The following is a 15,155-nucleotide window of genomic DNA, read 5'->3' as shown; positions in this document are numbered from 1 at the left end:
AAATACGCTTTCACGGCCAGAAGACAAATCTAAAACCATACACCAACCCAAGAACCGCTCTAGGCCGCGCATATGAGGCTGAAAAACCCGGACGACAGCTACGCTCATTCGTCCCTTTCAGAGCCACAGAATCAACCGAAGCGCAAAGCCCCTGACATCCGTGCTGGTGTCAGGGGCTTTGCGCTTCGGTTGATTCTGTGCTAAGCACAAACTCTTTTTAGGCCACCTTATGGAGCCACTGCTGCTTAGCCAGCAGCTTTTCCTGCGATTCGCGGTAGTCGGGGTCGTCTACGCAGCAATCAACAGGGCAGACGGCGGCACACTGCGGCTCTTCGTGGAAGCCTACGCACTCGGTGCACTTATCCGATACGATGTAGTAGTACTCGTCGGAAACCGGGGTTTGGGGCGCCACGCCCGCTACGGTCTGGCCGCCGTCGAGCTGCACGTCTTTCAACGTGGTGCCGTCGGCCCAGCGCCAGGCGGCGCCGCCCTCGTAAATAGCGGTGTTGGGGCATTCCGGTTCGCAGGCACCACAGTTGATGCACTCGTCGGTTATCATGATGGCCATAGCCTCGGGAATCGTTAGGGAGAGAAAATCGGGTAGGTAAGGTACGTAAGCGGTCGAAGACAGGATACGCAAAGGCAAAAGTAGGGATTACCCGTACACCCCTTGATATATGCTATGTAATTTCGGGCCGCCGATATTGTTTTTCGCACTTGCCGGCCTTTTTTCCTTCTCTCCTGCTCTTTCAGCTCTGCCTTTACATGACGCACGCCGACCGCCTTGCCGCTTTTGTGGCCCTGGGCCAGCGCCTCACCGCTTTACTTTCCCCGGCCCAGGCCGAAGAGCTGACCGAACTTTTTATCCGGGCCCGCAATAATAACCCCTGGTTTGACGCGCCTAACGTACGGGGTGCCCTCGAAGGCATAGCCGATATGCTGCGCGAGGAGCCCCTGCGCCACTGGGCCGCCCGCTACCGCTCCGAGCCCAACCCAGCCCCCCGACTGGTAGGCGTGGTAATGGCCGGCAACATTCCGCTGGTGGGCTTCCACGACGCGCTGTGCGTGCTGCTCAGTGGCCACCACCTGCTGGCCAAGCTCAGCTCCGACGATACGCTACTCATGCGCTGGGTGCTCAATGAGCTGACCACCATCGAGCCCCGCTTCATTGATGCTGTGCAGCTTGCCGAGCGCCTTAATGCCGCCGATGCCTTCATTGCCACCGGCTCCGACAACACGGCCCGCTACTTCGAGTATTATTTCGGCAAGAAGCCCCACATTATCCGGCGCAACCGCACCAGCCTAGCCGTGCTCACGGGCCGCGAAACACCCCACGAGCTAGGTTTGCTGGGCGAAGACATTTTCCGCTACTATGGCCTGGGCTGCCGCAACGTGAGCAAGGTATACGCGCCCACCGGCTACAATTTTCCGCTGCTGCTCGATGCGCTGCAGCCCTGGCAGCACGTGCTGCAGCACAACCGCTACCAGAACAACTACGACTACAACAAGAGCATCCTGCTTGTGAATGCCGTGCCTCACCTCGACTCGGGCTTCCTGCTGCTCACCGAAAGCGCCCGGCTCGTATCGCCCATTTCGGTGTTGCATTACAGCACTTACACCACAGAAGTGGACCTGGTCGACCAGCTCACCGATGCAGCCCCTCAAACCCAGTGCCTCGTATCGGGCGGCGGGCAGTACCCGGGCTCCTTCGCCTTCGGGCAGGCCCAGCACCCCGCCCTGGCCGACTATGCCGACGGCGTAGACACTATGGCTTTTCTGGCGGGCCTGGACTGAGAGCCCAAGCCGTTAAATCGATATTAAAAATTTTGTTTTAATTGTATTTTAATAAGTATGGAGGTAGATTAGGCTCACCTTAAACCAATCTCTGCGCCATGCTTACGCTAGCCCAAGTCCCCCAAACCGTTGCCAAAGAGTCTTTGCGTGAGTACCGGTTCGCCGCCCAGGACGTGCTGACCACCGCTGCCGACCGGCAAAGCCGACGCCACCATGCCGAGCGGGCCACCACGTTGGGCAACGCCCACCACGGCAAGGTCAATATCTATTTCCGCACCGCCGACGGGGCCGTTAAGCGGGTACAAACCACTATCTGGGCCAATGACGCCGACCACCTGACGCTCAAGGCTGGTAATTTCCTGCCCCTGCGTTGCGTGCTGGGTTTCGATTTTTGCTAAACCTATCCAGCTCTCTGAATAACCTGACAGCCCAACGCAAAGCCCACCCAACAGATACAGTTTGGGTGGGCTTTGCGTTGGGCCGTTATCTAATTGCACAATACCTGTACGTGTCGCCTAGGCTGTCATCCGTCCTGCTTAGAGGCGGTCCAGGGTTTTCTGGATCAAGTCGCCTACAATCTGATCGGAGTTGGTGGCAAACTCGCCGGTGGCGCGGTTGGCCACGATGGCGTTGAGCGAGAGCACCTCGTGGCCCAGCATGCGGCCCAGCGAGTAGTAGCCGGCAGTTTCCATCTCGAAGTTAGTGAGCCGGAATTCGCCCTCGGCGCTCTGGTAGCGGTAATTCTGATAGGCCTCAATGAGGTGGGGCAGGCGCAGATCGAGGCGCAGCACCCGACCCTGAGGACCGTAGAAACCGGGGCAGGTAAGCGTGTTGCCCATGATCATGTCGTGGCCGATCTGCTCGCGCAGCAGGTCGGAGCCGCGCACGCAGTACGGGCGGTAGGGCAGCTGCAGGGCCTGCTGAATGCCCTGGGCCACTTCTATTTCCAGACCGGTTTCTACCAGCGGGTAAAACTGCATAAGCGAATCGAGGCCCACGGCGTGCTCGGAGGCCAGCAACGAGCCCACCGGCACATCGGCCTGCAGCGAGCCGCTGGTGCCCACCCGCACAATACGCAGGCTGATGTGCTCGGCCTGGGGCCGTACCTCGCGGGTCACGAAGTCGATGTTAACCAGCGCATCGAGCTCATTCATCAGAATATCAATATTATCGGTACCCATGCCGGTACTGATAACCGCCATCCGCTTGCCCTTGTAATACCCCACATGGGTCACGAATTCGCGCTTATGAATCTTGGTTTCGATGGAATCGAAATGCTCACTTACACTCGGCACCCGCTCGGGGTCGCCAACAGTAATAATAGTGTCAGAAATATGATCGGGCAGCAGGTTGAGGTGATAAACGCTACCGTCTTTATTGAGGATGAATTCTGAATCGGCGATGGGCATGAGCGGGAGTTTTTTAGATTGAGAAGTGTATAAAAAGAGTTGAGAAGGTCAGGCAGAACCTTATGCTTCGGCTTCGCTCAGCATGAGGTTCTGCCTGACCTTCTCAACTTCTTTTATAAGAGACAAGGCCCTGTTCGGGGCTGTAGTGGTTGCTGAGTTTGGGGTAAGTGCCGGTGCCATCGTAGGGGCGTTTGGCAGGGTGCTGCTGGCAGGTGGGCGAGCAGGCGCCGGCCATCTGTTCGGCGCAGGCCTCGCAGAGCGGCACGTGGGCGTTGCATTCCGGGTTGGCACAGTTTACCATGCGGTCGGAAGGCGTGTGGCAGTGCTGGCACTGGCTGACGATGCTGGGGTTTACGGTGTTCACGTCGACGGCCACGCGGCCATCGAATACGTAGCATTTGCCCTCAAAATCTTCGCCGCCGGCCTCCAGGCCGTACTTGATGATGCCGCCGTGGAGCTGGTACACGTTGTCGAAGCCCTGGTCGAGCAGGAAGGCACTGGCCTTCTCGCACTTAATACCGCCAGTGCAGTAAGTCAGGATTTTCTTATCCTTGTACTGCGCCAGCTCGGCCACCTTTTCCGGAAACTCGCGGAAGTTCTCGATATCGAGCGTCACAGCGTTTTTGAAGCGGCCAAGGCGGTGCTCGTAATCGGAGCGCACATCGAGCACCACCACGTCGGGCTGGTCTTTCAGGTCGCGGAACTGCTCGGGCGAGAGATGGATGCCGGTGCGCTCGTAGGGCCGGATGGCGGGCAGGCCCACGTGCACGATTTCGGGCTTCACGCGCACATGCAGCTTCCGAAACGTGTGCTCCGGGGCTTCTTCCACCTTGAATTCGAGAGATGCAAAACGCGGGTCGGCCTTCACCAGCCGCATGTACTCCGCACAATCTTCCCGACGGCCCGAAACGGTGCCGTTAAGACCTTCGGGGGCCACAATGATGCGGCCCAGCAGGTTCAGCTGCAGGCACAGCCGGTGGTGCTCCTCCCGAAACTGCTCGGGATTCTCCAGCGGCGTGTAGCAGTAATAGAGCAGAACGAGGTAATCCATTTCTTACTTAAACTTTCTGGGCCGGATTACCGAACACCGTCTGGCCCGCGGCCACATCGGCCACCACGACCGAGCCGGCCCCCACGCGGGCTTTGGCCCCGATTTTAACGCCGGCTACAATCACCGCACCGGCCCCGATGAAGGCTTGCTCGCCCACCGTTACGCCGGCGTTGAGAATGGCCCCAGCCCCCAGCTGGGCGTAGTCGCCCACTTCGGCCTTTACATCGACGACAGCGTTGGCACCCAGAATGCAGCCGTCGCCGAGGCGGGCGGTGCCGGTTACCACGGCGTTGGCACCCACGAGGTTGCCGTGGCCCAGCCAGGCATGAGCCGATACGCTGGCCCGCGCATGAATGGCGTTGACGGGCGCTACGCTGTATTCTTCGCGTAGCATGTTGGTAAGGCTACGACGGCTGGCCGTGTCTTCGGTGGCCACAAATACCTCGCACTTCTTACCCAAAAGCTTGAGTAGCTCCTTATCATCGGTGTTGCCCATTACGGGTACATCATTGAGCTCAGTTTCCTGCAGAGCGGCATCGTCGTCGAGCAGGCAGTATACCACTACATCGTTGCTCTGGAAGGCGTCGAGGGCGGCGGTGCCGACGGCCTGGGCTCCCAGAATGATTACGGGGTTTTCCATATGTATTAAAAAACGGCCGCGGGGCGGCCGATGAGGAGTTACGTGCGAAACAGCAAAGATACGGGATGAGATGTCAGTTGCCAGTTGCTAATGAAAAGGCGTGTCATGCTGAGCCGCAGTCGAAGCATCTCTATCGTTTCGTTGCGGCGCATCTCAAACGACAGGATTATTACTGCGGTAGCGATGCTTCGCCTGCGCTCCTACACTGGCTCTATGCGCCACATGCTCAGCATAACTCGTTCCTTCTACTGCCAATTGGTTCACCTCAGCCAACGGCGCACGTAGTCGTTTTGCAGCAGCAGCAACAGCAGAAACGGCAGGAACGTGGTGCGGTAGCGGCTGAGCGTGCCCAGGTTGGGCGTGGTGAGGCCCAGCAGGGCGGCCAGTAGCAGGCAGTAGAGCAGCAGGGCCGCTACCACCGCAAAGGGCAGCCGGCCGGCGTGGCCCCGCACTGCGGCTACCAGAGCCACGCCCAGCAGCGCCAGTAGCAGCAGATTTTCGAGGCCGGCGGCCACATAGCGTAGCGAGTCGCCCTCCCAGGGCCAGGGCCGCGCCAGCGTGTTGAGGGCAGCCAGCGGCGCATGGCGCACCACACTGGCGGTGGTAGGCTGCAGATCGGGGTAACGCAGGTGGGGCCGGTCGGCGGAAACGCGGAGCAGAGCCGTGTAGTTGCGCTGGAGCTGGGAGGTGAACTTGTTGGGGCGGAACAGCGTGTTTACCTCCCCTGCCGCCCAACCGCCGCCGGCCAGCAGCCCCAGCAGCAGCGCCAGCTGCACCAAACGGTTGCGGGCCAGTCCCATTGCCTGGAAAACACGAATCAGCCCCAGCCCGGCCAACACCCCGAACAGCACCACAGCGAAGAAGTAGCGCATTTTGAAGTGCAGCAGCGCAGCCGCCAGCAGCCCCGCCACCACCCAGGCCCGGCCTACGGGCCGCCCGTAGGCCAGCCGCAGCACGGCGGCCAGCACCAGCGCCCCGCTACCCACCAGCAGGCTTTCCTTGGTCAGGCCAGATGTCCAGTACACCACCGTGGGCCAGAGCAGGAAAGCGCCCACAGCCGCCAGCGGCATGGCCTGGGGCCACAGCCGCCGCAGCTGCCGTACCAGCTCCCAGCTACCCACAAAGCTGAACACCGACAGGTACAACGCGTTCAGCCCAGCGCTGCCCAAGCTTGCCAGGTTCAGCACCGACAGCAGCTTGACGATAAAAAGCGTGTTGGAGAAGCCGTGAAATACCAGTTTAGCGCCCTGCCAGTGGAATTCGTCGGTCGGCAGCATCTGCAGCCACTGGCCGGGAGCCTGCCACAACTGGTCGGTCATGCGCCGGCTCCAGTCCAGGAAGTACACCGCGTCTTCGGTCAGCGCTACCAGGGTAATGGCCGTGGCCAGCAGCTTTAGGGCCAGCGTGGGCAGCACCCAACGGCCCACCTGCGGCAGTTGCCGCGCTCGGGGCAGCCACCGCCACAGCAGCCACAGCAGGCCGGCATTGAGCAGTAAGGCAAGAACAATCTTCATTTGAGCCGCAAGCTACAAGCTGTAGGTCACAAGCTGTTCCACGCTACAGCTTCACCTTAGCTTCGCGGGCGGAGCAGGCTGGCCCCGATACCGCAGTGCACGCAGCGGCGCGGGGCGCAATAGTCGCGGTGCAGGGCCAGCAGGGCCTGCGAGTCGGCAGCGCAGGTGTGGCGGAACCCGGCGGCTTCGTAGGCGTCGGTGAGGTGGTTGCGTTCGGCAGGCAGCTGGTCGAGTAGACTCAGGGCCGCTTCTACCTGCTCGGGGTTGCCAACGGAACGGGCGTAGGCAACACGCAGGGGCACCACGGTGTTGGTTATCAGCAGGTGCACGCTACTACGGCCCAGCTCGGCCACTTTGCCGGGACGGCCGGGGCGGGTGTGGTTCTGCCAGTAGTCGGGCAGCGGAGCCCGGAAAAACTGCTCCAGCGCCCGGCCGTCGCGGGCCGTGAGCAGGGCGTCGAAGAGCGTGGGGCGGGCGTGCAACAGGGCCACCAGCTGGATCAGCCGCACCGTCGGAAAGTTAGCCGGCCGCAGCCGCAGAAAGTTCCACTCGTGGGCCGCCAGCGCTGTACCGTGCAGGTTGTGCTTGTGGCGCAGAAAACCAAACTCGGTCTGCAGGTCGCGGCTGAACTCATCCAGTGGCTCTTTCAATGCTTCTTCATCCAGAAACCCGGCCTGTCCGAACACCAGCGCCGCCAGCTGGCGGGCATCGGCGCGGTAGCGGCGCAGTAGTGCCAGCGGCAGCGCCTTGGCCAGGCGGGCCAGCGGCTCGGCATTTTTCTGGAAGCCAAACGCCGCTGCCAGCGCGTGCCAGGCGGTAGCCTCCCAGTCCTGGCCTAGCCGCTCATGCAGCTCGGTTACGCGGTCGGCCTTTTGCTCCATGCGCTCCAGCAGGGTCCGGCCCAGCATCATGGTGCGCGTCAGCTCCGATACCTGGGGCAGCAGTGGGGCGCAGGGTAGCAGCGTTTCGGGCGGTTGGCCGCGCAGCTGCTCGTAGGCGGCCAGCGCCCCGGCCGGCAGCCGCGCCGCCAAAGCCAGCACCGGAATTTCGGAGCCATTGGTGCGTTGCACCGGCACGTCGGACGCGTACACTACGTGCAGCACCACCTGGTCGTATTTGGGGTCGGTCTGGTGCTGGTGGCGGTGCCAGTCGGAGGCGCGCAGGTGGATCTCCACGGCCCCGCTCCACTCCACCTCGCCAAGCTGCAGACGGGCCTGCAGGAAATCAGGACCGGCATCGGGGTTACGGTGGCCGGGATGCAGCACGGTTATGGGCTGTCCGTCGTCGGTTTGCAGGTCGGTTTTATCGAAGTACTGGTGCTGCCAGATGTAGTGGAGAAAATCTTCCTGCATAGCGGATCAAGCCTAATCAATTAGCATTCAAAACTCAAAGAGAATTCAAAGTAGCTAAAAGCCGCTCAACAAAAAACCGACCCGTCCCTGCTGAAACAGCAGGAGCGGGCCGGTTAGGCTTACAGGCGAAGCGACTAGCGCAGGTCAATCACTTTTACGCCTTTGTACTTGGTCTTGTCAAAGTTGAAGGTCGTGGCGTCCACCGGCGCGTTGGGCAGGAACTTGCTGATGCGGTAGGTGTAGCGGTTGCCGTTCTTCTTGTACATCTGCCAGCTTTTCACCGCTTTATCGTTGCGGCCAACTTTCAGGCGCACCTTGTACACGGGGTTGTTGCGGTCTTCGGGCGACAGGTCGATTATGTCGACCATTTCGCCGCCTTCCTTTGCTTCGCCGGCGTAATTGTACTTGTAGCCCTTCTTATAAAGCGTATAAATCTGGGAAGGCGATACTTCCTGCTCGTCGGCCTCGTAGTCGGATACGTTCACTTCGTTCTCCGACTTCATGTAGGTCCACATGGTCTGGCCGTTGTTGATGACCTCCTGGCCACTCATCTTCAGCCGGAACTTCTGGCCGCTCACCGTAATGTCGCCGCTCAGATTCTCCTTCACCTTAGCCGCATCGTTTTCGAGGGTTTGGGTGAAAGTGGCTTTAAAGGCCTTCATAGCCTTGTATTTCGCGCTCATCTGGTCCAGAATCTTCTCTGCCTTAGGGTCCTGCTGGGCAGTGGCCACGGAAGAAAACGAAACGGACAGAGCGAGCAGAGCGAGGTACTTTTTCATTGCAGGGTTTTAAGTATTGGGTTCAGCAGGTGCTGGGAGTGAATACAAAGACGTGAGAAGTGAGACTTTGTTTAAAAATAGAGCAGACGAAAAAAGACGCTAACTCACTTCTAACAACCATCTACTTGGGCAGTGTATTCAACAACTGTTCCAAACTGTACTCATCCGGGATTAATACCTCCCGAGCCTTGCTACCCTCAAACGGCCCCACGATACCGGCGTGCTCCAGCTGGTCGATCAGGCGGCCGGCGCGGTTGTAGCCGAGCTTGAGGCGGCGCTGCAGCAGCGAGGTGCTGCCCTGCTGATGCGTGACGATAACGCGGGCAGCTTCCTCGAACATGTTGTCGCGGTCGGCAGCGTCGAAATCGTCGATGTTACCGTTGCCGCCGCCGTCCTCACCCACCACTTCGGGCAGGTGGTAGGCATCGGGGTAGCCCTGTTGGCCGCCTACGAAGTCGCAGAGGCGGTCCACTTCGGGCGTGTCGATGAAGGCGCACTGCACCCGGATGATGTCGGAGCCCTGCGAAATCAGCATGTCGCCCTGGCCGATGAGCTGGTCGGCGCCGCCGGCATCGAGGATGGTGCGCGAGTCAATTTTGCTCGTCACCTTAAAGGAAATCCGGCAGGGGAAGTTGGCCTTAATGATACCGGTAATCACGTTTACCGAGGGGCGCTGGGTGGCCACAATCAGGTGAATACCGATGGCGCGGGCCAGCTGGGCCAGTCGGGCAATGGGCGTTTCCACCTCTTTGCCGGCCGTCATCATCAGGTCGGCCAGCTCGTCAATCACCAGCACAATAAAGGGCATGTAGCGGTGGCCCTTTTTGGGGTTGAGGCGGCGCTCCACGAACTTGCGGTTGTACTCCTTCAGGTTGCGGCAGCCGGCATCCTTCAGCAAGTCGTAGCGCTTGTCCATTTCCATGCACAGCGAGTTAAGTGTGTTCACCACCTTTTTGGTGTCGGTGATGATGGGCTCCTCGGTGTCGGGCAGCTTGGCCAGGAAATGGCGCTCAATCTTGTTGAAAATGCTCAGTTCCACCTTTTTGGGGTCGACGAGCACAAACTTGAGCTGGCTGGGGTGGCGCTTGTAAATCAGCGAAGCCAGTATCACGTTCAGGCCCACCGACTTGCCCTGGCCCGTGGCACCGGCCATCAGCAGGTGGGGCATCTTGGCCAGATCGACCACGAATACCTCATTGGTAATAGTGCGACCGAAGGCAATGGGCAGGTCCATTTCCGTAGAAATAAACTTGTCGGTATTGAACACCGAACGGATGCTCACCATCTCCTTTTTGGCGTTCGGCACCTCGATACCAATGGTACCCTTACCCGGAATAGGCGCGATAATACGAATGCCCAACGCCGCCAGGCTCAGGGCAATATCGTCTTCCAGGCTCTTAATTTTGCTGATGCGCACCCCGGCGTCGGGCACGATTTCGTAGAGCGTAACGGTGGGGCCGATGGTGGCCTTGATGCTGGCGATGTTGATGCCATAGTGGCCCAGCGTCTCCACAATGCGGTCCTTGTTGGCCTCCAACTCCTCCTTGGTTACCTGGGCTTTGGCTTGGCCGTAGTCGTTGAGCAGCTCCAGAGTCGGGTACTGGTAGCGGGGCAAATCGAGGGTCGGGTCGTACTCGCCGGTCGGCATCACCTCGGCCTCCTCGTCTTCCTCGGCAATAAGGGCCATATCGGGTCCGGCCGAGGGGTCTAGCTCGGGCTTACCTGTAGCATCTTCCACTTCAAATGAGAGCCCGGCAGCAACGGCCGGTACAGCGGCTGGCAACGGCAGGGAGGCCGGTAGCGGAGCACCGTCATCGGCTAAATCAGCCAGTGAAAGCGGCGTAGGCACGCTGGCGGCCAGGGGCGCAGCCGGGGCCACCGATGCGCGGTCGGGCTCGGGTTCGGCTACTTCAATAGAGAAGCTGGGGCCGCTGGATTTCGGTGCTACTACCGCTGCCACAGCAGCAGCCACCGGAGCCACACTCAGGGGCAGCGCCGAAGCGCCGGCCGCCAGCCCCCCTCCTACTGTGGTGGCTGCCGCCAGCGCCGACGAAGCCACGGCGCCGGTACGGAGTGGTATGGGGGCCACTTCGTCGTCTTCGAATTCGTCGTCGGCTTCCTGCTCCTCAGCTGCCACGGTCCGCGAACCGCGCGTATCGCGCAGCGTGAGGCCCAGCGGGTTGTCGTCGGCATCCAGGGCCGAAGGAGCGTCCACGGCCCAGGGAGCGGGCTCGTTGGTGGCGCGACGGTTGGCGGGTTCAGTTTCGTCGGCCACCTCGTCGGGGCTGCTGCCCAGGTTGAGGGTAGTAATGTTGAAGAAGAACACCACGAACGAAATCAGTAGGAAGGCCAAGAGTAGCACCGTGCCCCAGCCAATGAGGCTGTCGAGCCAGAAAGCCGTTTCGTAGCCTATGCCGCCGCATAGAAAGTCGAGGCTATGGGCCAGCGCGGGGTCGATGCCGGGGCTTTGCAGCGAAAGCACCACGTAGCCCAGCAGCACGCTCAGCCAGAGCGTAGTGAACAGGCACAGGGCCAACACGTAGCTGAACGACACGGCCCCGCGTCGAAACACAATTTTATAGCCCAGGAAAAAGACTATCGGAATCAGGGCAAACGCGGCCACGCCAAAGCCGTCCTGAATCAACCATTCGGCCAGCAGCGCGCCTATTACCCCCAGCCAGTTGCCGGTTTCCTGGCCTGCATCGCGCAGGGCGGTGCGGCCCACGCTTTCGGTCACGCTCTGGTCGGCGTGGCCGGTGAACAGGAACGAGACGAAGGCAATAGTGAGGTAGATGGAGCTGAAGAGCAGGAAGAAGCCCAGAAACAGCTGGAAGCGCCGGTCGCGCATGAAGCTGAACAGTTCTCCGAAGTGGAAAACCGGCAGTTTCAGCGGGGTGCGCTCCTTCTTAGGCCTGGCCGCGGCCGCCGACTTCGGCTCGTTGCGCCGGTTTTCGCGCGCAGGCGCATCAGCAGCAGCGGCGGGGCGAGGTTGGTTGCGGGCCGGCCGCGGCTCAGCGGGCCGGGGCTCGTTGCCGCGGCGGGTGGGGGTTTCGGCCGGTTGCTTGTAAGTATTTTTAGCCATTAGAAAAGTACGCCAGATACCAAATCTAGGTATAAAAGAGGTGAAAAGGCGAGAAAAGCCAAGCCCGGACAGGCAGACAACGAACCCGGGCGTTTGGCGCTATAGAACCGAAGCAGCCCGCCGGGTGGCGTTAGACCATTGAGTTCGAACACTTACCCCGCACGACCCGCACGTGCAAACGCCCGGTGTGCCTGCTTATGCGCCTGCTCGCTGGTTTATTATAGCACCTCATACACCCACAGGTGCCAGTAGGCGTCTGGGGCGGCGTACTGGCCGAACAGGCGCAGGCCGCTGGCTCTGGGCCGGGCCAGCCGAGCCGCCGACAGCACGTAGCGCCCGCCAAGCCGGCGGAAAGCGGTGGCATCGAACTGCCAGTGCTGCACGGTGCGGACCGGCGTGCCAGGCACCCGGAAATTTTTACCCAGCTCGGCCGAAAACAGGTAGCAACGGTTCCCCCAGGCATCGAAATACGTGGCCAACTCCGCGCTTTTGGCCAACTCGCCGGCTATTAGGGGCCGGAAGGCGTGCTTGTAAGCCAGCGGGTAATTGTTGAGGTAGGCATCGAGGGTAAAAAACCCGTTGAGCGTAGCCACGGCCGGCGGAAAGCCCAGGCAGGCCACCCGGTAGGCCGCCGGCTGCTGACCGGTGCGCACTGCAATAGCGTGCCGGGCCTGCCCAAATAGCCTGGGGGCTACGTAGGCGGCGTAGGTGGGCTCCGAAGCAGGCAGCCGGCCCAGCAAACGGCACACATTCAGCGTCCATTCGGTATTGAAGCCCAGCCCGATAGCTAGCTGCAACGCCACCAGCGCCCAGCGGCCTCTACCGGCCGGCAGCTGGCGCAGGCTGAAGGCCAGGAGGGCAAACCACACCAGCGGCAGCAGAAAATGAAGCCGCGAAAGATTGAAAGCCCGGAGCAGCGGCAGCGCCTGCTGGCCCACCGCTGTCAGCTGCGGGTAGAAACCGCAGAACAGCGCGGCCCCGGATAGTGCCAGCAAAGCCCCAGCTAGCCACTGCCGCAATTGGTGGCGGGCCGCGCCGGCCGGCACCAGAAACGCGGCCGCCCCAGCGGCCAGCAGCGGGGCCAGCCACACCAGTAGGCCGCTGTGGTAGTGGCCCAGCAGAAAATAGCGCGCCGCGGCCAGTAGCCCCACTCCCATCCCAACCGGAGCCAGTCGGGCGTAGTCGAACTCCAGCCGGTGCGACACGAACTGCCCGCCGAGCAGCGCCGAAACCAGCGGGTACTCCACCACCAGATACGTGGCAGCCAGCACGGACAGCCCCAGCAGCAGGCGACCGGCGGCCCGGTAACGGCCCCGCCAGGTTTCCCACAACAACAGTCCTGCACCCGCCAGCAGCACAAACACCCCCGCCAGCACCAAGCTCGACCACACTCCGAAACCCACCAACACCGCCCAATAGGGCCAGCGGGCAGGGCCGTGGCGCAGCTGCAGCAGGGCTACCGCCACCGCCGGTTGCCCCAGCACCGATAGGCCGTAGGTGGTGTAGGCCGGCAGCACCGCCCAGGCCAGGGCCAGCCCGGCGCACAGCGCAGCGTTGCGAGAGCCAGGCAGCAGGTGGCGGCGCAGCAGCCAGTACATACTCAGCAGCCCGGCCAAACGCACCAGCAGCTCGTGCAGCAGGTAGGCGGGCAATGTGGGCAGCAGGGCCTGCAGGCCTACGAGGGGTTGCAAACCAGGCCGCAGGGCATTGCGGGGCAGCCCGTTCAGCAGGCGCTCTACCACGACGCCCGGCCGGTAGTCGAGAGCCTTGCCTTCGGCTACCAGCGCATAGCCGGTAGCCAGCTCGGTGTCGAGGTTGTCGTTGAGCAGAATGTAGGTACGGCCGGCGGGGGCCGCGTAGGCCAGGGCCAGCAGCAGCAGCGCCACTACCGCACCCAGCAGAGCGTGGCGAGGGCGAAACGGCAAAGCAATAGCGCTAAAAAGAGCAGGCATGAAGGCAGCAGCAGGAACGGGAGCGTAAAAGTAGCTGCCTTTTTTCGGCAAAAGGCATCCTGACCGGCCCACTACACGTTAAAACATTTCCCGCTTTTTTTAGGCTTTTATCATGACAGAACGTTTACTCTCCAGCCCCGAATGTCCTGATTATTGCCGGCTGTGCTATTCGCCGGAGCAGAAGCAGCTCACCGTTACCTGGCAGGGAAACGTAACGGGGCCGCTGGCCTACGAAGGAGCCCAGGCCGCGCTCGACATTCTGCGCCAGCACCCGGGCTGCTGCCTGCTCAACGACAACACCGATCTGCAAGGCCCCTGGTTCGACTCGCTGCTGTGGCTGGCGCAGCGCTGGGCACCGGCGGCGGCCCACGCCGGCGTGCAGTACGTGGCCCACGTGGTGCGAGGCGGCACACTGGCCACCCTCTTTCTGGGCACGCCTACTCACCATTTATTCACCCAGTTTGAAATTCAGATTTTCGACCTGCTGGCGGAAGCCAACGATTGGCTGGCATCGTGCCGGCAGCAAACGGCCCACTAAACGCGGCCGGCCGCGGGCACTTCAGCTACGCGGATGAAACTGCGTGATGACCTGGCGCAGATAGTCGCGGTCGAGGTGGGTGTAGATTTCGGTGGTGGTAATGCTTTCGTGGCCCAGCATTTCCTGCACGGCCCGCAAATCGGCCCCGCCTTCAATCAAATGGGTGGCAAAGCTGTGCCGAAAGGTGTGCGGGCTGATGCTTTTGGCAATGCCCGCTTTTTCGGCGGCAGCCTTGATGATATGGAAAATCATCACCCTGGAAAGCCCCGTACCCCGCTTGTTGAGAAACACGGTGTCTTCGTGGCCGGGCTTGATATCGAGGTGGGCGCGGATGCCCTGCAGGTAGAAGCCCAGGTGCTTGAGCGCGTCGCGGCCGATGGGTACCAGCCGCTCCTTGTTGCCTTTGCCCGTTACGCGCACAAAGCCCTGGTCGGCGTAGAGGTTGGACAGGCGCAGGCCGGTTAGCTCGCTCACGCGCAGCCCCGAGCTGTAAAGCACCTCCAGTATGGCCCGGTTGCGGGTTCCTTCGGGCGTACTCAGGTCGATGGCGGCCAGCAGCTGCTCGATTTCAATGTAGGTGAGCGTGTCGGGCAGCTTGCGGCCGGTTTTGGGCGCTTCCAGCGTGTCGGTGGGGTCGATGGAAAGCATATCTTCCATGATCAAGAAGCGGTAAAAGGCCTTGATGCCCGACAGGGTGCGGGCCTGCGAGGTAGCCTCCAGGCCCATGCCGCCCAGCCAGGTGAGGAAGTCGCGCAGCAGCCGGGTGGTTACCTGCTGGGGCGAGGCCGGCAGCCGCTCCAACTCCAGGTACTGGCGCAGCTTATGCACGTCGCGCGCATACGCCTCCACCGAGTTGGCCGACAACGACTTTTCGAGCTGCAGGTAGCCCTCGAACTGTTTAATGGCAAGATTCCAGGGCGACATGGGCGGGCGGTTGGGGAGGCTTTGGGGTGAGGGAAGGCAAAGGAACGTCATTCTGAGCAGAGCGAAGAATCTCGCGTGCAATGCTGTTCCTGACGCTAGACGGGTGTATCTGATGGTATG

At 61.4% G+C, this 15,155-nt stretch carries 13 protein-coding genes; 3 read left to right on the top strand and 10 right to left on the bottom strand.

The window, feature by feature from the left end; all coding sequences use genetic code 11:
• Nucleotides 1-217: 217 nt before the first annotated feature.
• Nucleotides 218-568, bottom strand: a complete 351-nt coding sequence (locus HW554_RS11020; RefSeq protein ID WP_176908642.1) for a 4Fe-4S binding protein — start codon at nucleotides 566-568, stop codon at nucleotides 218-220.
• Nucleotides 569-765: 197 nt separating this feature from the next.
• On the opposite strand from HW554_RS11020, the gene HW554_RS11015 reads away from it, so the two are divergent.
• Nucleotides 766-1,794, top strand: coding sequence for an acyl-CoA reductase (locus tag HW554_RS11015; RefSeq protein WP_176908638.1), 1,029 nt, complete (start codon nucleotides 766-768; stop codon nucleotides 1,792-1,794).
• 98 nt (nucleotides 1,795-1,892) lie between these two features.
• Nucleotides 1,893-2,192 (top strand): hypothetical protein, encoded by a 300-nt coding sequence (locus tag HW554_RS11010; protein WP_176908637.1) that lies wholly within the window; start codon nucleotides 1,893-1,895, stop codon nucleotides 2,190-2,192.
• Between the two features lie 138 nt (nucleotides 2,193-2,330).
• On the opposite strand, the gene HW554_RS11005 is transcribed toward HW554_RS11010, so the two are convergent.
• From HW554_RS11005 to HW554_RS10970, 8 genes are all read right to left on the bottom strand, one after another.
• The gene (locus HW554_RS11005) at nucleotides 2,331-3,203 is read right to left on the bottom strand and encodes a nucleoside phosphorylase (protein WP_176908636.1); all 873 of its coding nucleotides are present in this window, start codon (nucleotides 3,201-3,203) and stop codon (nucleotides 2,331-2,333) included.
• 103 nt (nucleotides 3,204-3,306) lie between these two features.
• Entirely contained in the window at nucleotides 3,307-4,254 is a 948-nt protein-coding gene (trhO, locus tag HW554_RS11000; protein ID WP_176908635.1) for an oxygen-dependent tRNA uridine(34) hydroxylase TrhO, read from the bottom strand.
• Between the two features lie 7 nt (nucleotides 4,255-4,261).
• Entirely contained in the window at nucleotides 4,262-4,894 is a 633-nt protein-coding gene (locus tag HW554_RS10995; RefSeq protein WP_176900572.1) for a NeuD/PglB/VioB family sugar acetyltransferase, read from the bottom strand.
• A 260-nt stretch (nucleotides 4,895-5,154) separates the two neighbouring features.
• Complete coding sequence (locus HW554_RS10990) at nucleotides 5,155-6,408, bottom strand: hypothetical protein (RefSeq protein ID WP_176908634.1); 1,254 nt, start codon at nucleotides 6,406-6,408, stop codon at nucleotides 5,155-5,157.
• 56 nt (nucleotides 6,409-6,464) lie between these two features.
• The gene (locus HW554_RS10985; RefSeq protein WP_176908633.1) at nucleotides 6,465-7,760 is read right to left on the bottom strand and encodes a DUF2851 family protein; all 1,296 of its coding nucleotides are present in this window, start codon (nucleotides 7,758-7,760) and stop codon (nucleotides 6,465-6,467) included.
• Between the two features lie 134 nt (nucleotides 7,761-7,894).
• On the bottom strand, nucleotides 7,895-8,539 hold the full coding sequence (locus HW554_RS10980) for a LolA family protein (RefSeq protein ID WP_176908632.1): 645 nt from the start codon (nucleotides 8,537-8,539) through the stop codon (nucleotides 7,895-7,897).
• 121 nt (nucleotides 8,540-8,660) lie between these two features.
• On the bottom strand, nucleotides 8,661-11,621 hold the full coding sequence (locus HW554_RS10975; protein WP_176908631.1) for an FtsK/SpoIIIE family DNA translocase: 2,961 nt from the start codon (nucleotides 11,619-11,621) through the stop codon (nucleotides 8,661-8,663).
• 218 nt (nucleotides 11,622-11,839) lie between these two features.
• Complete coding sequence (locus HW554_RS10970; protein ID WP_176908630.1) at nucleotides 11,840-13,573, bottom strand: DUF6044 family protein; 1,734 nt, start codon at nucleotides 13,571-13,573, stop codon at nucleotides 11,840-11,842.
• Between the two features lie 112 nt (nucleotides 13,574-13,685).
• Here HW554_RS10970 and HW554_RS10965 point away from each other — a divergent pair, with 112 nt between their 5' ends.
• Nucleotides 13,686-14,111 (top strand): hypothetical protein, encoded by a 426-nt coding sequence (locus HW554_RS10965; protein WP_176908629.1) that lies wholly within the window; start codon nucleotides 13,686-13,688, stop codon nucleotides 14,109-14,111.
• A gap of 21 nt (nucleotides 14,112-14,132) precedes the next feature.
• Here the strand turns inward: HW554_RS10965 and xerD are convergent, their stop codons facing one another.
• Nucleotides 14,133-15,035, bottom strand: a complete 903-nt coding sequence (gene xerD / locus HW554_RS10960) for a site-specific tyrosine recombinase XerD (protein WP_176908628.1) — start codon at nucleotides 15,033-15,035, stop codon at nucleotides 14,133-14,135.
• Nucleotides 15,036-15,155: the final 120 nt, after the last annotated feature.

Origin of the sequence: Hymenobacter lapidiphilus (assembly GCF_013377885.1) — a bacterium.
GTDB lineage: Bacteria > Bacteroidota > Bacteroidia > Cytophagales > Hymenobacteraceae > Hymenobacter > Hymenobacter lapidiphilus.
The sequence above is the reverse complement of the archived record's forward strand: the minus strand, read 5'-3'. Positions and strand labels throughout refer to the sequence as shown.

What these genes read in the sequence shown, in the direction of transcription:
- HW554_RS11020 (WP_176908642.1), bottom strand. Translation starts at nt 568, where the DNA reads ATGGCCATCATGATAACCGACGAGTGCATCAACTGTGGTGCCTGCGAA.
- HW554_RS11015 (WP_176908638.1), top strand. Translation starts at nt 766, where the DNA reads ATGACGCACGCCGACCGCCTTGCCGCTTTTGTGGCCCTGGGCCAGCGC.
- HW554_RS11010 (WP_176908637.1), top strand. Translation starts at nt 1,893, where the DNA reads ATGCTTACGCTAGCCCAAGTCCCCCAAACCGTTGCCAAAGAGTCTTTG.
- HW554_RS11005 (WP_176908636.1), bottom strand. Translation starts at nt 3,203, where the DNA reads ATGCCCATCGCCGATTCAGAATTCATCCTCAATAAAGACGGTAGCGTT.
- trhO (WP_176908635.1), bottom strand. Translation starts at nt 4,254, where the DNA reads ATGGATTACCTCGTTCTGCTCTATTACTGCTACACGCCGCTGGAGAAT.
- HW554_RS10995 (WP_176900572.1), bottom strand. Translation starts at nt 4,894, where the DNA reads ATGGAAAACCCCGTAATCATTCTGGGAGCCCAGGCCGTCGGCACCGCC.
- HW554_RS10990 (WP_176908634.1), bottom strand. Translation starts at nt 6,408, where the DNA reads ATGAAGATTGTTCTTGCCTTACTGCTCAATGCCGGCCTGCTGTGGCTG.
- HW554_RS10985 (WP_176908633.1), bottom strand. Translation starts at nt 7,760, where the DNA reads ATGCAGGAAGATTTTCTCCACTACATCTGGCAGCACCAGTACTTCGAT.
- HW554_RS10980 (WP_176908632.1), bottom strand. Translation starts at nt 8,539, where the DNA reads ATGAAAAAGTACCTCGCTCTGCTCGCTCTGTCCGTTTCGTTTTCTTCC.
- HW554_RS10975 (WP_176908631.1), bottom strand. Translation starts at nt 11,621, where the DNA reads ATGGCTAAAAATACTTACAAGCAACCGGCCGAAACCCCCACCCGCCGC.
- HW554_RS10970 (WP_176908630.1), bottom strand. Translation starts at nt 13,573, where the DNA reads ATGCCTGCTCTTTTTAGCGCTATTGCTTTGCCGTTTCGCCCTCGCCAC.
- HW554_RS10965 (WP_176908629.1), top strand. Translation starts at nt 13,686, where the DNA reads ATGACAGAACGTTTACTCTCCAGCCCCGAATGTCCTGATTATTGCCGG.
- xerD (WP_176908628.1), bottom strand. Translation starts at nt 15,035, where the DNA reads ATGTCGCCCTGGAATCTTGCCATTAAACAGTTCGAGGGCTACCTGCAG.